Here is a 16,434-nt window from a genome sequence, read left to right as displayed (position 1 = left end):
TGCCGGGACTACGATTTCACGCGCCGCCAATGTTTCGGTCGTGACTCGATCGTGCAAGGTTCGCCTTCCAGCGTGGCGTCGACCAGCAGCACTTTCCCGCTTGCCGGGTCGAGATAGTGGCGCAGGACGACCTGTCCTTCACGTCTCTCCTCGAGCGTCGGGCAACCGTCAGTCCACGTATCGGGCGCTCGCGCCAACGGCATTCCGCTGGCCACCCCATAGGCCACGCCATCGTGATGTTCGACACCAGGGTAAAGCAAGCGCCCGCGCCCGCGCCGGGCTGACGCGAGTAGATCCCGCGTCGCCGGCGGTTTTGTTGCCGGTTGGGCTCTCGTGAGGCGGTCGCGCAGCATCCGGGAGCGGCACTCAAGCGTTGCGTCGAGGTTCGGCGCAACCTGCGTCGCATCCAGCACGACGCCGTAGACGGATGCGGCTTCATCGGCGCTGATGCGTGATTGTTGGAGATCACGGACGACCGCAGCCGGGTCGCGCTCGATCGGATCGCCAAAACCGCCGCCAGAGCCGAGGCGAAACTCGAACAACTCGTCATCGCCCACCACGAGCGCGCCGGCGTGTCCCGACACGGCTTCCACTCGACCATCGGCGCGGCGTAACGAGAACTGGGTAGTTGCCCCGGGCATGCCGCCCGCGAAGCCGGGCAGGGGCAGGCGCTCGCGCATGCCGAGCATCACGCCGGTCCATGACGCCGTCTTGTGCGGCTTGTAGGCCATCTGGCAGCCAGCCCCCGCGCGGTATCGGCCGGCGCCTTCAGCGCCGACGCGTGGCCGCTTTGCAATCACGAGAGCCGGGTAGCGCGATTCGAACGATTCGATATCCACCGATTCAATGATGGCTTTGCGCGCAACCATGAAGCTGAACAGGTCATAGCCGTCACGGTCGTGCCCGGCTGATCCACCCGCCATCGCGCCATCGATCATCAGCCAGCCATCCTGCGCTCCGCCCGCATCGCGATACGCCCAGGTGTGCAGGCCCATGCACGACGGCGCAACGGGTCCGGAGAGCAGGTGCCGTCCTGGTGCTGCGTCGCCCGAGATGGCGATTGCCATCATCAGGCATTGGTGGGCGGCCATGCTGGCGTTCAGCGCGACATCGAAATGCGCCGACGCCGTGGGCGCCGGCGCAGCGGCATTGACCACCGTGCCGGGCGGGCAACGCACCTCGATCGCGTCGAACATTGCCGCCGACAAGGGCAGGTCGTGAGTGAGCACGTCGGTGACGTCGCTGATCACGATCGATTCGATCACATGTGGCTTCGAATTGAAGAAATGCGTGCATTGCGGCGCGGCGCCTTCGAAGTCGAACACCATGCTTTCACCGGCGATGGTAAGTTGGCAAGGCACCTTGTAGCGCTCGTCCTCCCATTCGGTCCAGGTCGTCAATCGATAGACCCCATCTTCCAGCAGCGAGATCCGGCGCCGCAGTTCGCGTGCGACGATGGCGCGCAACGCCTGCACGCCTGCCGTGAACCCCGCTGCTCCCGATGTTTCGGCCATCGCGGAGATCTTGTCGTGCACGACCTGGCACCCGGCCACCAGGCTTCGGATGTCCATCTCGACGAGCAAGGGCACGCGGATGTTGTTGCGCAGGATTGCCCACACGTCGCGCTCTTCCACGCCCTGGCGGAACAGCCGCACCGGTGGCAGGCGCAGCGCCTCCTGATAACACTCGGTGGCAGCGGGCGACCACGAGCCGAAGGTCATGCCGCCTACATCGATCATGTGACCGGAATTCGCTACCCAGGCGATCAACTGCCCGTCGTGAAAGATCGGCCGCTGTACGACGACGTCCATGTAGTGCAGGCCGCCGCCGTTATGCGGATCGTTGGCAATGAACACGTCGCCGGGGGCGATGCTGTCACCATGTTGCGCGAGTGTGAAACGCACCGCGTGGCTGCAGGCGCCGAAATGATGTGCGACCGCACCGCCGCCGACGATCAGCCGCCCTTCGGCGTCGAGCAGCGAGCACGAGCAGTCGCGCGATTCCGCTATCGTCGGCGAACATGCGGTGCGCTCGATGGTCGTCGCGCCTTCTTCGGCCACGGCCTGCAGCCGGGTGCGAAATACTTCAAGTGCGATTGCATCGGACGCGGAGTCTGTTGCTGCCTTCATCTCGGCACCTCGAGGGTAATCGTGCGGTGCGCGTCGACGACGGCGCGCACATCGCGGGGAATCCAGATCGTGGTGTCGACGCTGTCGATCAGCGCCGGCCCTTCGAGCGTCTGGCCAGGCAGCAGGTCGGCGCCGGCAATCACGTCTACCTGCAGTGCGGCCGTTTGCGCACCGAGATACACGCTGCGCGTGCCGACAACCGGTGCCGGCCCCGGACTGGGGTCGCTGGCATGGAGGGTGAGTCCCGCCCGCACCGTGCGCCCGCGTCCGATAGCGCGCAGCGTCACGAGTTCGACGGGTGTGCCTGTGACCAGCGCGCCCTGTCCATAGCGGCGCCCGTATTCGGCCTTGAACTCCTCGACGATGCGCTGTTGCTGCGCGAGGTCAAAGCCTGCTGAACAGTCGATCGTCAATTCTGATTGTTGTCGCATGAAGCGCAGGTCGGCCTCGAAGCTGACCGAGCGATCGGATTCGGCAATACCGTCGGCGGCAAGGTCGGCCTGAACGGCTCCGGCCAGTTCAGACAGCCTCGCTTCGACCCGCGCAGCGTCGCAAGGCAAGGGCAGGTCCACGCTGCGGCTGCGCTCGCGCCTGATATCGGCGTTGGCGGCGCCAAAGGCTGACAGAACCGAGGTCAGCTCGGGCACCAGTACGCGCTGTATGCCAAGCTCCCGGGCGATCAAGGCATTGAACAGGCCGCCGCATCCACCCATGCTTACGATGGCATGGGCGGAAGGGTCCAGTCCGCGCTGTGCAAACTGCGCGCGCAGCGCCCGCACCATCTCGACCTTGGCGATTTCGTGAATGCCCCAGGCAACCTGGCGTGGGTCCGAGCCAAGCCGCTGCGCGAGACGTTCACAAGCTGCGGTGGCGGCCTCCAGATCGAGCGTCATGTCGCCGCCCAGGAACCGCGATGGTTCGATATATCCGAGCACGACCAGCGCGTCGGTCACGGTGGGTTCGGTGCCGCCTCGTCCATAGCACGCAGGGCCCGGATAGGCGCCCGCCGAGCGCGGCCCGACGCGCAACAGCCCGAGCGAATCGATCCACGCAATGGAGCCGCCGCCGGCGGTGACGGACTCGATGTCCACCATCGGCATCGCGGTCCATATGCCCATGAGTTCGCCGCGGGTTCTTCGCATCGGCTCGCCGTGGCGCACGATCGCCATGTCGAATGACGTGCCGCCCATGTCGCAGGCCACGGCATCTTCCACGCCCGCAGCGCGGCAGACTGCGAGCGCTCCGACTACGCCGGCAGCCGGCCCCGACTCGGCGAGCACCGCCGGCGTGCTGCGGCCTTCGGCGACGGTGATTGAGCCGCCGCCCGAATGGACGAGAAGCGGCGCGCGCGGCAAGCCGAGTCGCTCCAGCTCGTCGACCAGTTCGTCGATCCCGTCGAGCGACCCCGAGGTGTAGGCATTGAGCAGCGCGAATGTGGTCCGTTCGTATTCGCGCGCCACGGGGTACAGCGCGGCTCCCGAAAGAACCGGCAGATGTGGCAGCGTCTCGCGAATCGCCAGAACCGCCGCTGCCTCGTGCGCGGGGTTGGCGCAAGACCACAGGAACGACACCACCAGCGCTTCGATGCCGAAACGCTCGTGCAGGTGCTTCGCCGCGGCCACGGCCTGCTGTACGTCGAGAGGTTGAAGCACGTCGCCATCGCGGTCGATGCGTTCGTCGACGCCAACGATCCAGTCACGCTCGATCAATGAATCGGGAGGCACAAGCCAGCCGTCGCGCGGCACCCGGCGCACCCGGGCGATCGGCACGAGGTCTTCGAATCCGCGGGTTGTCACGAGGCCGACCTTGTGCCCGGTGCGCGATGCAATGCTATTCGTGACGGCGGTCGTTCCGAGACCGAAGCGTTCGACCCGGGACAGCATGACCTCCATGTCCAGCCCGGCGCGTTGCGCGACCAGCCGGCAGGCGGCGATCACGCCACGGCCGAGGGCCCCGGTGGTGGAGGCCGCCTTCGCGCGCCAGACCCGGTTGCCGTCGGACAGAACGACGTCGGTGAACGTGCCGCCGACGTCGACTCCTATGCATAGCTTGCCGGCGGTTATCCCACCGTCGGGCAAGGCCTGCGGATCAGCGCGTAAGACCATGGCTTCCCAGCTCCGGCAGTGCGTGGTCGACCAGGTGGTCGAGGGTGGGCATCGGTGCGCCGAGTTCGCGCGCGAGTTCGCGTGCAAGGTGCAGGTCTTTGCTCGACATCGCGACCATGCCAGCCGAGCCGGTGGTGTAGTTGTCCTCCTGTTCGCGGATGCGCGCCCAGTTGTTGCTGACCCAGCTGGAGCCGACGCCACCGGCATTGATCACCGACAGCCAGCGTTCTTCATCAATGCCGGCCGCGCGGGCAAGCCGCAGCGCCTCCCGTACCAACAGCACATTGGAGATGGCCATGAAGTTGCTGAGGATCTTCGTGGTGGAGCCCGCGCCCACACCGCCGACATGGAACAGGTGCTGCGACATTGCCGCCAGCGCCGGGCGTGCTGTTTCAAGGACGGAGGCGTCGCCGCCCACGAAGAACGTCAGCTTGCCGGCGCGGGCAGCGGTATCGCCACCGCCTGTCATTGGCACGTCGAGAAGTTCGATGCCGCGTTCAGCGGCCTGTACGGCCAGTTGCTGAGTCAATCGCGGGGGTACGGTGCTATGTATCGCGACGATGCTGCCGCGTTTCAGGCCGGCGAACACGCCCTGATCATCGCCGTCGGGCAAGCACGCGGCGTGCACCTGGGCCTCATCGAACAGGGCGATACAGACCAGCTTTGAGCGCGTTGCCAACTGGTAATTGCTGTCGGCGACCGACGCCCCCAAAGCGACGAGCCGCTCGACGGGCTCCGGCCGGATATCCCTGACCACGAGCGGAAAGCCGGCTTTCGCCAGGTTCGACGCCATGCCTTCGCCCATGTTGCCGAGTCCTATGAAGCCCACGTCCAATGTCATCTTCTGTCTCCATTAGTGTCGCGATGCCCGAAGCCGCCGTCAGGCGAAAAAGAAATCTCACTATAAATGATAATCTATCAGCTATGTGAAGAGCTATTTCGTTGGCTTGTGCTATCCAGAAGCCACATCGTATTGTGAAACATCGACTAATCAAATTATAGGAAGTCCGACTACACAACTGACGGTAAATCATTTATTGTTAACCTGCAGTAGGCATTTCAGAGCCGTCTTATGACAGGTGAAACGTTCCGGAATCAGCAGGACCCACTTCTTTGAGGCACTTATGGAGCAACTCGTCATTCAACATGCCGCGCTTGTCGTGGTTGATTTTCAGGAGGGCATTCTGCGGGTGCCGTTTGCGCCGTACACGGCGAGCGCGGTGCTTGAGAATGGTGTGCGCCTTTCCCGGCGTTTTCGCGAGGTGAGCGCCCCGGTGGTGTTCACGCGTGTCGCGTGGGCTGACAACTTCGCCGATGCGCTCACGCAGCAGGTGGACCAGCCGCTACCCATGCCGCCGGGCGGGTTGCCGCCAGACTGGGCTGATCTGTCGGGCGATCTGGCTGTATCGCCGGGCGACATTGTGATTACCAAGCGCCAGTGGAACGCGTTTCATGGCACTGAGCTTGATCTGCAACTGCGCCGCCGTGGCATCAAGACTCTCGTTCTGGCGGGAGTCGCAAGCAACATGGGCGTAGAGTCGACAGCACGCGCTGCCTATGAGTTGGGATACCAGCTCATATTCGCCGAAGATGCGATCAGCAGCGTGAGCGCGGGAATGCACGAATTCGCGGCTCACACTATATTTCCCCTGCTCGGCCTGGTTCGCAGTACCGAACAGATCGTTGCCGCGCTGCAATGAGACCGGCGTTGGCGAACCGGTCCGGATGACAAATCAATTTTCAGGAGACACCGATGTCAAAAAAATTCGACGGCAAGGTAGCGGTGGTGACAGGCGCAGGGGGTGGGATTGGCGAGGCGGTGGTCCAGGATCTCGTGCTGAATGGCGCCAGCGTGCTGGTTGTCGATGTCCAGGGCGATAACGCGGAGGCGGTGGCGCGCGCGATCCGTGAGCAGGGCGGCAAGGCGCTCGCTTTCTGTGCCGACGTGTCCCTGCTGGAGCAGAGTCAGGCAATTGTGGAGAAGGCCGAACACGCTTTTGGCGCGCTGCACTACGCAGTCAATAACGCGGGCATCAGCGGCAGGTTCGAGGCGCTGGCGGACGTCGACGTAGAAGAGTGGCGCAAGGTGATCGGCGTGAATCTCGATGGCGTCTTCTACGGCATGAAATTCCAACTGCCGGCGATCGAGAGAGCCGGTGGCGGAGCGGTGGTCAACACGGCTTCGATCTACGGGCACCTCGGCTTGCGCCGGCTCGACGCGTATACCGCAAGCAAGCACGCGGTGCTCGGACTCACCCGGTCAGTGGCGATCGAATACGCAACACGCGGGGTGCGTGTCAACGCAGTGTCGCCCGGTCCGATCTCGACTCCGCTGACACGGGGCGCGAAGGAACAGACCGATGCCATCGCAGCACTGACGGCGATGAAACGGATGGGTGAGCCGGTCGAGATTGCCAAGGCGGTGTCGTTCCTGCTGTCGCCGGACGCCTCGTTCATTACGGGGTCCGAAATCGTGGTCGACGGGGGTGTCCTGCTGTCTTGACGAAACGAGGCTGTGACCGGTCCTCAGTCTTGTGGCCGATGTAGATTGCTGGTCACCGGAAATTCCGGCGACCAGCCCTGTGGCAAGCGTTTGCGTTAGCCTCCGCTCAGTGGTCCCACTGCAGAGGCAGTTCCTTGACAGCATTGATACGGCCGGATTTCACGACGACCTTCGCACCATCGGCAATACGGAACACTGGAATGCGGGAGAGCCACTCCTGCAGAAAAACACGCAGCTCGATGCGGGCAAGCTGCGCGCCAAGACAACGATGGATTCCGGTTCCAAAGCCCATGTGTACCTTGTTTGACCTGCGAAAGTCGACCGCCATTGGATCGGGGTATTTTCGTTCGTCGAGGTTGTAGAGCGCGGCGGGCAGCAGTACGAGGTCTCCTGCACGCATCGGAAAGCCTTTGAATTCGAAATCTTGTGTCACCATGCGGCCAAAATTTGCAATCGCGTGCCGACGCAACAGCTCTTCCACTGCATCCGGAATCACGTCCGGCTCCTCGACCAGCTGGCGGCAATGTTCAGGATGGCGGGCCAGGAAGTTCATGAAAAAGCCCATTGACGAAACAACTGTGTCCAGGCCACCGAACATGACATTCGCGGTCATGCTGAGCACCTCGTGCCGCGTTGTCTGACGGTCGCCAACCCGTGCAGCAAGCAGCCGGCTAATGAAATCGTCACATGGCTTTTGCTCTCGCTCGGCAATGCGTTCCTGAAGGTAGCCCATCATCGCATTCACGGCGCGCATGAACGATTCCGGGTCGGGATCGCGCGACAACCAGTCGGCGGCGGGCAGTAGTACTTCAGCATGTTCCCGCGGCAACTGCATCATCGCCAGGAAGATGTAGATCGGCATCCGCTGGGCGACGTCGGACTGGAACTCGCAGCCTCCGCGGCTCACCAGCCCGTCGATCAATTCCAGGCTCAACCCGTGCATGTCTGCTTCGAGTTGCTGCACGGCCTTGGGCGAGAAGAAGGGTTGCAACAGACTACGGTAAAACGTGTGGTCCGGTGCGTCCGCCTCTCCCGGAAAGAATTGCATCTCGCGCTCTTCGCGCGACATCGCCACGCCCTTGTTCGAGAAGCGTTCAGAATCTCGCCAGCTTTCACCAATGTCCTCGGCTCGCGTGAACACCCAGTGGCCGCCGTTGAGCGGTGTGTAGAAAATCTCCGGGCCTTCGTGGAGTTTCTTCCAGCCTAGGTGGATGTCGCCGTCGATGGGTTCTACCGCAAAAAAATCGAACTCGAGGATCTTGTCGGAGGCGATGTCCGGGTTTGGCAGGGGCGTGTGCATGAGATGAATCCTCTTGATGACGGTTAGTCCGGATATCCCGCGATTTCAATTGCGCGATTCGTGCAACGCTGATGCTCGCATCTGGCAACTGCGGGGATGGCTGTGGATGCGGTACGGTCAACGCAGACGAGCGGCTTCGACAATGCGCTGCGCCCTGATCACAACGGGGCGGTCGATCATCTCGCCATCCAGCGCGACAGCCGCACCGCGCGCATTGGCCGCCGCTTCCAGAACGCGCTTCGCCCAGGCACACGCGCCGGCATCAGGGCTGAACGTCTCGTTGACGACCTGGACTTGCCGCGGGTGTATGCAAAGCTTGGCGCCAAAACCAAGCCGCCGCCCGCGCAATGCATCCTTCGCGAGCATTTGCGGGTCATTGATCGCCGTAGTGACGCCGTCGCAGGGCGGCGGCAGGTTCGCGCAGCGGGAAGCCAGAACGAGCTGCGAGCGGAACGGCAACAGTTCCATATCGTCTCCGTCAATGCCCATGTCGAGCTGGAAATCGATCGAACCGAATACCAGGCGCCGCAATGCCGGTGCTTGTGAGAGCGAGTTCAAATTGGCCATGCCCTGGGCGGTTTCAATCAACGCCAGTATCGCGATGTCGCGTCCGACCTGAGCGGCGACGGCGGTCACATCATCCGCGCATTGCGTCTTGGGAAGCATCACGCCTGCTATGCCGGGATGCCTGCATAGCGCGAGATCCTCTGCCAGCCACGCCGTGCCGATTGCGTTGATTCTGACAATGGCGTGATGATCCGGCGTGACGAAGTTGGCGATCGCATCGCGTGCGGCCGATTTGTTATCCAGCGAGACCGCATCCTCGAGATCCAGGATGACGGCGTCGGCATTGGCGTCAAAAGCCTTCTGAAAGCGCTCCGGGCGGTCACCCGGTACGAACAGATAAGAGCGCGCCTGCGTGGCGCAACACGTAGCGGACGATGTCATTTGATGATCTGCTTGATTGAGATGACCGCGCTGTTCGGGGGGACCAGGGGCGCAAAGGGCGCCTGCGTGCGCTCGTAGTCCGAAAGCAGCGTGCGATTGGTGGAAAAGCAGACAACCGCTGCACCGATGGCCCCTACGAGCAAGATCAAAAGCGAGTAGCGAATCGAGCTATCCCCGAACTCCGGCTGCAAATGATCATTTAAAGCACCGACGAGGAGTGGCCCCAGGCCGTAGCCCAGTACATTCAGGAAGAATGCCACGATAGCAGCGGCGAGGCCGCGCATTCGCGGCTTGGCAACCGTCTGCGTCAATGCGTGAATGGGCGTGGCCCAGACCGAGAGGAACCCGATCGCGCATCCGTACATGGCGAACGCAAGGTTGCGATTTGGCGTCAGCAGGAATGCCGCGCCGAACGGAACCGCCAGCAACATACCGCTTGCCGCGATACGCATGTACCAGCGCAAATCCCTGCGTGCAAGGTGGTCCGCGATTACACCGGCGCCGATCGTGCCCGCCAGCAATCCAATCGCCGAAGCACTTCCGAGCTTGGCGCCGAGCTCTTGCGCAGCAACACCATGGACGCGCATAAAAAACGTCGCGGCCCACGACTGCATGCCGTAGTTGACGATACCGCATGTCATCGACGAAAGCGCAAGGAAACGAAACGCCCGGAGTCTGCCTAACCATTTGAGGGTTTCCCGAAATGGCGGCGTTGATTCCACTGTCAGATCGGGATCGGACATTCCGCGTGGAGGTTCCGGCACCACGAACCGGATAAATATGGCGAGTAAAAGGCCGGGAGCACCGATAATCAGGAAAACGGTGCGCCACGCAAAATGTGTCATCAGCAAGCCGCCGGCGAAGAGCCCGAGGCCGAGACCGATGGAAGCCGACGCGTTGTACAGTCCAATTGCCTTTCCGCGATTGTTTCGAGAATAGAGATCGGCAATGATCGAATGCGAGCCTGGGTTACAGCCAGCCTCGCCAAACGCGACGCCCATTCGGGCCATCGCAAGCTGGGCGAACGATTGTGTTACGCCGCACAGCATGGTCATCAGGCTCCATACGCCGACAGACGCAGCAATGACGGACCGCCGTGTGCCTTTATCGGACAGGTAGGCCACTGGCAATGCGGCCGTTACGTAGATTGCTGCGAAGGCCATACCTGTCAGGAGTCCCATCAGAGTGTCGCTGGCATGGAATTCATGCTTGATGGGGCCGATGAGGATCGTAATCAATTGCCGATCCGCGAGGTTGACTGCCACGACCACGCACAGCAGCATCAAGACGAACGCACGCCTGGATCGACTCCACCGCGCTACTGAGCCGCCGGACAGCGGAGAGGTATCGATCAAACCGCCGGCCGGAACTTCCTGGCCCGAGATGTCCGGGAGGGCAGATGAGGGGCTTTGAAGTGGCATAGGTCTCTCAGAAGGATCGCGGTAAGCCAAGAACGTGTTCAGCGACGTAGCTGAATATCAGGTTGGTCGAGATGGGCGCGACCTGATATAGGCGGGTTTCCCGGAATTTTCGTTCGACATGGTATTCGCACGCGAAGCCGAAGCCACCATGGGTCTGCAAACATACGTTGGCGGCTTCCCACGACGCTCGCGCTGCCAGATATTTGGCCATGTTGGCCTCCGCTGCGCACGGCTGGTGCGCATCGAACAACTGCGCCGCCTTGAAGCGCATCAGGTCGGCGCTCTCGACATCGATGTACGCCTGCGCAATGGGGAACTGCACACCCTGGTTTTTGCCGATTGGCCGGTCGAAGACGATCCGCTCGTTGGCGTATCGGGTCGCCCGTTCGACGAACCAGCGGCCGTCGCCAATGCATTCGGCGGCAATCAGCGTACGCTCGGCGTTAAGACCGTCGAGAATGTAGCGAAATCCTTTGCCTTCCTCTCCGATCAGATTTTCCTCGGGGATCTCGAGATTGTCGAAGAACAGCTCGTTCGTCTCATGATTGACCATGTTGGAAATCGGTCGAACGGTAAGGCCTTGCTTCATTGCATCCTTCAGGTCGACGATGAAAATCGACATGCCTTCGGACTTCTTTCTGACCTCCGCCAGTGGTGTTGTACGCGCTAGCAGGACCATGAGGTCCGAATGCTGCACGCGTGATATCCAGACCTTTTGTCCATTCACGACATAGCGGCCATCTCGCTTGACTGCCGTGGTCTTTAACTGGGTCGTGTCGGTGCCGGTCGTGGGCTCGGTGACGGCCATCGACTGGATGCGCAGTTCCCCTGCGGCGATTCGCGGCAGGTAGCGAGCCTTCTGTTCGGCGGTGCCGTTACGAAGCAGGGTGCTCATGTTGTACATCTGGCCGTGCACGGCGCCTGCGTTGCCGCCGCATCGGTTTATTTCTTCCATGATCACGGTCGCGGCCGAAAGCCCTAGCCCCGATCCGCCGTATTGTTCCGGAATCATTGCCGAGAGCCATCCGGCACCCATGAGCGCGTTGACAAACGCTTCCGGATATTCCCGTTGCTCGTCGATCTGGCGAAAGTATTCGTCGGGGAAACCCGCGCACAGGGAGCGAATCCCATCGCGTATTTCCTGAAATTGCTCGTTCTGATATTGCACGGGAGGGCTATCCTTGGAATTAAGTACTACTCGACATACGCAACGGCGTCGGTGCATAAGGCGCCGTGATCGTCACGCGTCCAAAGCTGGACGGTCTTGCCATCTGCTGCAAGCTGTCCGCAGAGGTCGAACGGCCTGCCTTGAAAAAGTGGGCGCACGGCCCGAAACGCGAGATGGATGACGCGCTTGCCGGGCAGGTTGCGCTGAAGATGGTCCAGAAGCAGCGTAACGGTCAGCGGACCGTGCACGACGAGCGCGGGATATCGCTCACTTTCGCGTGCGTATTCGACGTCGTAATGAATGCGATGGGCGTTAAAGGTAAGAGCCGAATAGCGAAACAGCAGCACAGGGTCGGCAACCAGGGTGCGTGACCAATGTTCGTCGCGCGGTGCGATTGCCGGCGTGGGCGATGGGTCGGTCTGGTTGGGATGGTCCCTGTACACCAACTCCTGGGTTTCTTCGATGGCGTCGCGTCCCTCACTGTCCGAGTGGACGGTGCGCAGTGTCACGAAGACGAGCGGACCGCTTCGGCCCTGCTTGAGGCTTACGCCGACAACCTCGGTCCAGCGCGTCACGATATCGCCTATCGCGAGCGGGTGCTTGAAAGCGATCGTACTTGCAGCCCACATCCGTCGAGGCAGCGGGACAGGAGGAAGCAAGTCGCCTCGAGCCGGATGCCCGTCGCTGCCGATCTGGGACTGAGGACATACGGGCAGGAAATACAGCCACTGATAGAGAGGCGGCAAAGCATCGCCGGGGCCAGTAAGGATATCCGGGCGGTCAAGCGTTGCGGCGAGTAATGTCGCAGGCGCAGAGGTTATTGGCTCGGTGCGTGTCTCGCGGCGGCCGATCCAACTGCGCAGATGTTCGAGGTCGAGGGAATTCATGACTGCTTGTCCGCGGTTTGCTTCGGCACCTGCGTGACGAAATCGGCAATCGCGCTATTGAAGACGTCATTCCGGTCACCCGCGACCATGTGAGCCGCGTCCTGAACGTTGACCCACTGACAATGCGGTATCAGGTTCAGCAATCGGGTCGCGCCTTCAGTATCGACGACTTCGCTCAGAGAGCCGCTGATCAACAGCGTCGGAACACTGATGGAAGCGGCTGCGCGCTCCATCTGCGCAAACATGCCTTCTTCAGCGCGTTGTCGGGAACCGGCATGAAAGGCCGGATCCCAGTGCCAATACCATCGGCCGTCAGGTCCTCGTCGCAAATTCTTGGCCAGGCTCGCGCTTGATTTCGGCCGCGGCCGATGAGGAAGATACAGCGCAACGGCGTCAGCAACTTCATCGACAGTCGCGAAGCCTGTCGCGCCGGCCGTCATGAAACCGCGGATTCGATCGAGGCCCTCGCGCTGCATATTCGGAACCACATCGACCAGGACCAGCCCGCGCACGGCAGGCAACACTTGTCTCTGGACCGCAAGGAGCGACGCGATTCCGCCGATTGAAGCGCCGATCAGAATCTGGGGATCTCGCTGCGTTGCGAGCACAGCGAGCAGATCGTCGACAAACGCTCCGATCGAATAATCCGCATCGGCGGCCCAGGCACTATCGCCGTGACCGCGCAGATCGAGCGAGATCACGTGACATCCCTGCGCGATTAGCCGCATGGCCACATGTCGCCACGCATAACGGGTTTGGCCGGCACCGGGTAGCAGTATCACTGGTATGCCGTTCGGGTCACCGCCGACGTCCGCGGCCAGCGCCAAACCTCCCTTTCCAGCAAATCGGACGAGGCTGGTCCGATGCTCGGGCGACGTCTGGGCCGAGTGTCGAGTCATGGGCGGTCGCTCCACATTGACTGACACGCTCACCAGATCAGCGGCAAGGATTCCATGCTGAACACACCGCCGCCGTGAGTCACAATTTCTGCTCCGGGTTTTACGTGGAAGGGCGGTACCTGCGTGAGCCATTCCTCAATACCCGTGATAATTTCGCGGCGCGCGAGGTGGGATCCAAGGCAGCGATGAGGCCCGTATGCGAACGCGTTATGCGGATTTGGGCTGCGGGTTAGCTGAACCTTGTTCGGGTTTTCAAACTCGCGAGGATCTCGCGAGGCAAGGATGGTCGAGCAAGTTACGTTATCGCCTTTTTTGATTAGCACTCCGGCCAACTCGACGTCCCGGGTTGCATAGCGGTTTGTGTTGACCACCGCGAAGGCGCGAAACAGCTCCTCCACCGCAGTTGGAATCAGCGAGAAATCGTGACGCAGGCTGTCCTGGTCGGCGGGGTTTTCCGCAAGGTGGCGGAAATGGTAAGAAAAACTGCTTGTGACAGTGTCTAACCCAGCGATGAAGAGCAGCACGCACATGCCAGTGACTTCAGCGTCGGTCAGAGGACGCCCGTCCACCTTCGCAGTGACGGCAAAGCTGATCAGATCGTCAGTCGGTGATTTACGCCGGTCTTCAACCAATTCCTGCAAATACGCCGCGACCTGCTGCATCGCCCCCGCACGCGTGAACTTGTCCCGCATGATCAACGCTTCCCATTCCATGAAGCGGCCCATGTTGTCCATGGGTAGGCCCATCATGTCGAGAAATATGCCGACAGGAAAAGGCTTGGCAAAGTCTTCCACAAAATCGCAGGCGCCTTTGGCGTAGCAAGCTGCGACGAGTTCCTTTGCCCGGTTACGGACCTTCTCTTCCAACGTCTTCATGCGTGCAGGCGAGAAGATCGGATTCATGATCGCCCGAAATTTCGAATGTTCGGGTGGATCCATTTCCAGCGGGATCAATCTGAGCGAAGAATTCGAACGCGAAACGGCACTCGAGAAAGTTGCAGCGTCTTGCAGGACTGCACGGATGTCCTCCGCGCGGGTCGGCACCCAAGTGCCCGGACCGGGAATCGCATTGTGATGGATGGGTGAAAAGAAGATGCGTGGCCCGCTATGTAGCTCGGACACAGTCGAATGCGGGTAACTGCCTAGGTCGGTCCGAAAATCGAACGCCCGCACGAGTTCAGGTGGAACATGGTCAGGTATGCCCGGTTGGCTCGATTCTGTTCCTTCAGTTGTCCGCGTCGCATGCATTTGCTGGTCCTCCAGTGTCTCGAATTTGGTTTTTTGGCGGCAGGCGGCGCGGCTTGACAAGGCTCTCGCACCTATTGAATTCATTCTCGCAAAAAGATGACACTTCGTCAACTATTGTGAACTATTATCTCGTGAAGAAGCTTATAAAGCTGAATTTTCAAGTCCATTAAATATCCGAGGTGCATCATATAAAATGACGACTCTGCAGTTATGGTTATGCTGATCCACAAGGGTGCGCTGATCCTCGGTTGGCTTGGTGCCAAGGTCGCCGGTGTGTTCGGCGCGGTAGGCGCGGCAGCGCGTTTGCCCAAGCTCGATGCCGGGCAGGCCACGCACGCGCTGAGTGTGTCCGCCAGTGACGCGTCTGGAACCGTGGAATATGACCAAAGTGGTGGAGAGGTCAGCTTACTCCTCGCGGGTTGCTCGAGTGTTCTGTTTCAGACGGTGAGCTCAATGCCAAATTCCGTGGGCTTGTTTCGGGAATCGGGGGCGATGAACACGCTGTGCGCATTGTCGAGGCAGTCGACGCGTTGGACAATCTGGATGACGTCGCGACTCTGGCCGAGATGCTTGCTCCGTAAGACGGTTGTCTTTCTCCTGCAGCGCCCGCGATGCGGCGGGGTGCGCGTTTCCGCTAAACGCGGGTCAACAGGATGCAGCCGGCGAGGGGACCGCCGCCTGCCGCAGCTAAACCAACCTCCGGCTTGCCGGCAACTTGTCGATCACCGCCTTCATCCCAAAGTTGGATGCAGGTTTCCCACAACAAGCCGAAGCCGTGCAACCGGCCGGCGGACAACTGGCCGCCGCCGGTGTTGAGGGGGAGTTCGCCATCGCGAGCAATGCGCGAGCCGCCCTCCACGAAAGCACCGCTTTCCCCTTTGCCGCAAAATCCCAGTGCCTCGAGCCAGATCAGGGTCAGGATGCTGAAGCCATCGTATAAGTTCGCAACTTGTATGTCTGTGGGTCTGAGGCTGGTGCGCGTCCACAGATGCCGTCCGGCATCGTTGGCTGCCATGCTGGTCAGGTCGTCGAACTGATCCCATGAGTTGCGTCCGTATAGAGCGCCGCTCATGGCTTCTATACGCAGTGGAGGTTTGCGCAATGTCTTGGCGGCGTCGAGGTTCGAGACGATGATGACGGTCGAACCGTCGATTGGCGCATCGCAATCGTACAGGCAGAGCGGTTCGGTGATCATTCTGGCCGCCAGATAGTCGTCAAGGGTCATGGGCTCGCGGTATAGCGCGAGCGGATTGACCATCGCATTGCGGCGGGCGTTGACCGCGATGGCGCCCAACTGTTCCCGGGTAGTGCCGTACTCGTGCATATGGCGAGTCGCGACCAGCGCAAGTGGATGCGCAGCCGACAGGCCGTTAAAAGGCCGAATCCACGACATCAGGCCATCCACACGGGAAGCCTCTGCGGTGTCTGTCGTCTTTCGGCTGCGCGCCTTAACCTGTTCGGAGTACTGGCTAAGTGTGCGAAAACAAATTACATGCTGTGCCTGCCCAGTCGCGACTGCCATCGCAGCATTCATGACTGCGCTGAGCTGGCCGGGCGCCTCCGGAGAGGCCGCAAACCAATTGAGTTTCAGGTCCAGCGACTCCTTGATTTCACGTAGGGTAACCGGCGCCATGCCTGGAGTCGACGATATGCCGGGCCACGAACTCAATCCGTCGATGTCGTCATAACTCAGGCCGGCATCGGAGAGGGCGTCGTCAATGGCGTCGAGCGTGAGCTGCAATGCGCTCTGGCCGGTTTGGCGTCCGGCGAGCCTCAGGCCGACGCCACTGATAGCGGTTCGACGTTCGAGAATCTCCATGTTGCCTC

13 protein-coding genes are annotated in these 16,434 nt (G+C 61.3%); 2 read left to right on the top strand and 11 right to left on the bottom strand.

The genetic code is table 11. The features are described from left to right. Positions 1-8: 8 nt before the first annotated feature. Genes ACSOSP_RS30935 through ACSOSP_RS30925 form a run of 3 tightly spaced genes read right to left on the bottom strand, consistent with a single transcriptional unit; the run spans position 9 to position 5,075 of the window. Positions 9-2,129 carry a hydantoinase B/oxoprolinase family protein gene (locus ACSOSP_RS30935; RefSeq protein ID WP_455312339.1) on the bottom strand — a complete coding sequence of 707 codons (2,121 nt, stop codon included), beginning with the start codon at positions 2,127-2,129 and terminating at the stop codon, positions 9-11. Then, entirely contained in the window at positions 2,126-4,234 is a 2,109-nt protein-coding gene (locus ACSOSP_RS30930; RefSeq protein WP_455312337.1) for a hydantoinase/oxoprolinase family protein, read from the bottom strand. Before ACSOSP_RS30930 ends, ACSOSP_RS30935 begins: the two co-directional genes overlap by 4 nt. Continuing rightward, a complete protein-coding gene (locus ACSOSP_RS30925; protein WP_455312336.1) occupies positions 4,218-5,075 on the bottom strand; it encodes an NAD(P)-dependent oxidoreductase in 858 nt (285 codons plus the stop codon). Before ACSOSP_RS30925 ends, ACSOSP_RS30930 begins: the two co-directional genes overlap by 17 nt. Before the next feature lie 283 nt (positions 5,076-5,358). On the opposite strand from ACSOSP_RS30925, the gene ACSOSP_RS30920 reads away from it, so the two are divergent. Further along, positions 5,359-5,934, top strand: coding sequence for a hydrolase (locus ACSOSP_RS30920; RefSeq protein WP_455312335.1), 576 nt, complete (start codon positions 5,359-5,361; stop codon positions 5,932-5,934). 53 nt (positions 5,935-5,987) lie between these two features. After that, entirely contained in the window at positions 5,988-6,737 is a 750-nt protein-coding gene (locus ACSOSP_RS30915; RefSeq protein WP_455312334.1) for an SDR family NAD(P)-dependent oxidoreductase, read from the top strand. A 106-nt stretch (positions 6,738-6,843) separates the two neighbouring features. Here ACSOSP_RS30915 and ACSOSP_RS30910 read toward each other — a convergent pair whose 3' ends face one another. From ACSOSP_RS30910 to ACSOSP_RS30875, 8 genes are all read right to left on the bottom strand, one after another. Continuing rightward, the gene (locus ACSOSP_RS30910) at positions 6,844-8,037 is read right to left on the bottom strand and encodes a cytochrome P450 (protein ID WP_455312332.1); all 1,194 of its coding nucleotides are present in this window, start codon (positions 8,035-8,037) and stop codon (positions 6,844-6,846) included. A 117-nt stretch (positions 8,038-8,154) separates the two neighbouring features. Next, positions 8,155-8,985 (bottom strand): HpcH/HpaI aldolase/citrate lyase family protein, encoded by an 831-nt coding sequence (locus tag ACSOSP_RS30905; protein WP_455312331.1) that lies wholly within the window; start codon positions 8,983-8,985, stop codon positions 8,155-8,157. Further along, positions 8,982-10,406 carry a spinster family MFS transporter gene (locus ACSOSP_RS30900; RefSeq protein WP_455312329.1) on the bottom strand — a complete coding sequence of 475 codons (1,425 nt, stop codon included), beginning with the start codon at positions 10,404-10,406 and terminating at the stop codon, positions 8,982-8,984. Before ACSOSP_RS30900 ends, ACSOSP_RS30905 begins: the two co-directional genes overlap by 4 nt. A gap of 7 nt (positions 10,407-10,413) precedes the next feature. Further along, positions 10,414-11,574 (bottom strand): acyl-CoA dehydrogenase family protein, encoded by a 1,161-nt coding sequence (locus ACSOSP_RS30895; protein ID WP_455312328.1) that lies wholly within the window; start codon positions 11,572-11,574, stop codon positions 10,414-10,416. Between the two features lie 26 nt (positions 11,575-11,600). After that, positions 11,601-12,461 carry an FAS1-like dehydratase domain-containing protein gene (locus ACSOSP_RS30890; protein WP_455312327.1) on the bottom strand — a complete coding sequence of 287 codons (861 nt, stop codon included), beginning with the start codon at positions 12,459-12,461 and terminating at the stop codon, positions 11,601-11,603. Next, on the bottom strand, positions 12,458-13,360 hold the full coding sequence (locus ACSOSP_RS30885) for an alpha/beta fold hydrolase (RefSeq protein ID WP_455312326.1): 903 nt from the start codon (positions 13,358-13,360) through the stop codon (positions 12,458-12,460). Before ACSOSP_RS30885 ends, ACSOSP_RS30890 begins: the two co-directional genes overlap by 4 nt. 29 nt (positions 13,361-13,389) lie before the next feature. Next, entirely contained in the window at positions 13,390-14,667 is a 1,278-nt protein-coding gene (locus tag ACSOSP_RS30880) for a cytochrome P450 (protein ID WP_455312325.1), read from the bottom strand. Between the two features lie 574 nt (positions 14,668-15,241). Continuing rightward, on the bottom strand, positions 15,242-16,426 hold the full coding sequence (locus tag ACSOSP_RS30875; RefSeq protein ID WP_455312324.1) for a thiolase family protein: 1,185 nt from the start codon (positions 16,424-16,426) through the stop codon (positions 15,242-15,244). Positions 16,427-16,434: the final 8 nt, after the last annotated feature.

It is taken from the genome of Caballeronia sp. KNU42, assembly GCF_053760385.1.
The sequence above is the reverse complement of the archived record's forward strand: the minus strand, read 5'-3'. Positions and strand labels throughout refer to the sequence as shown.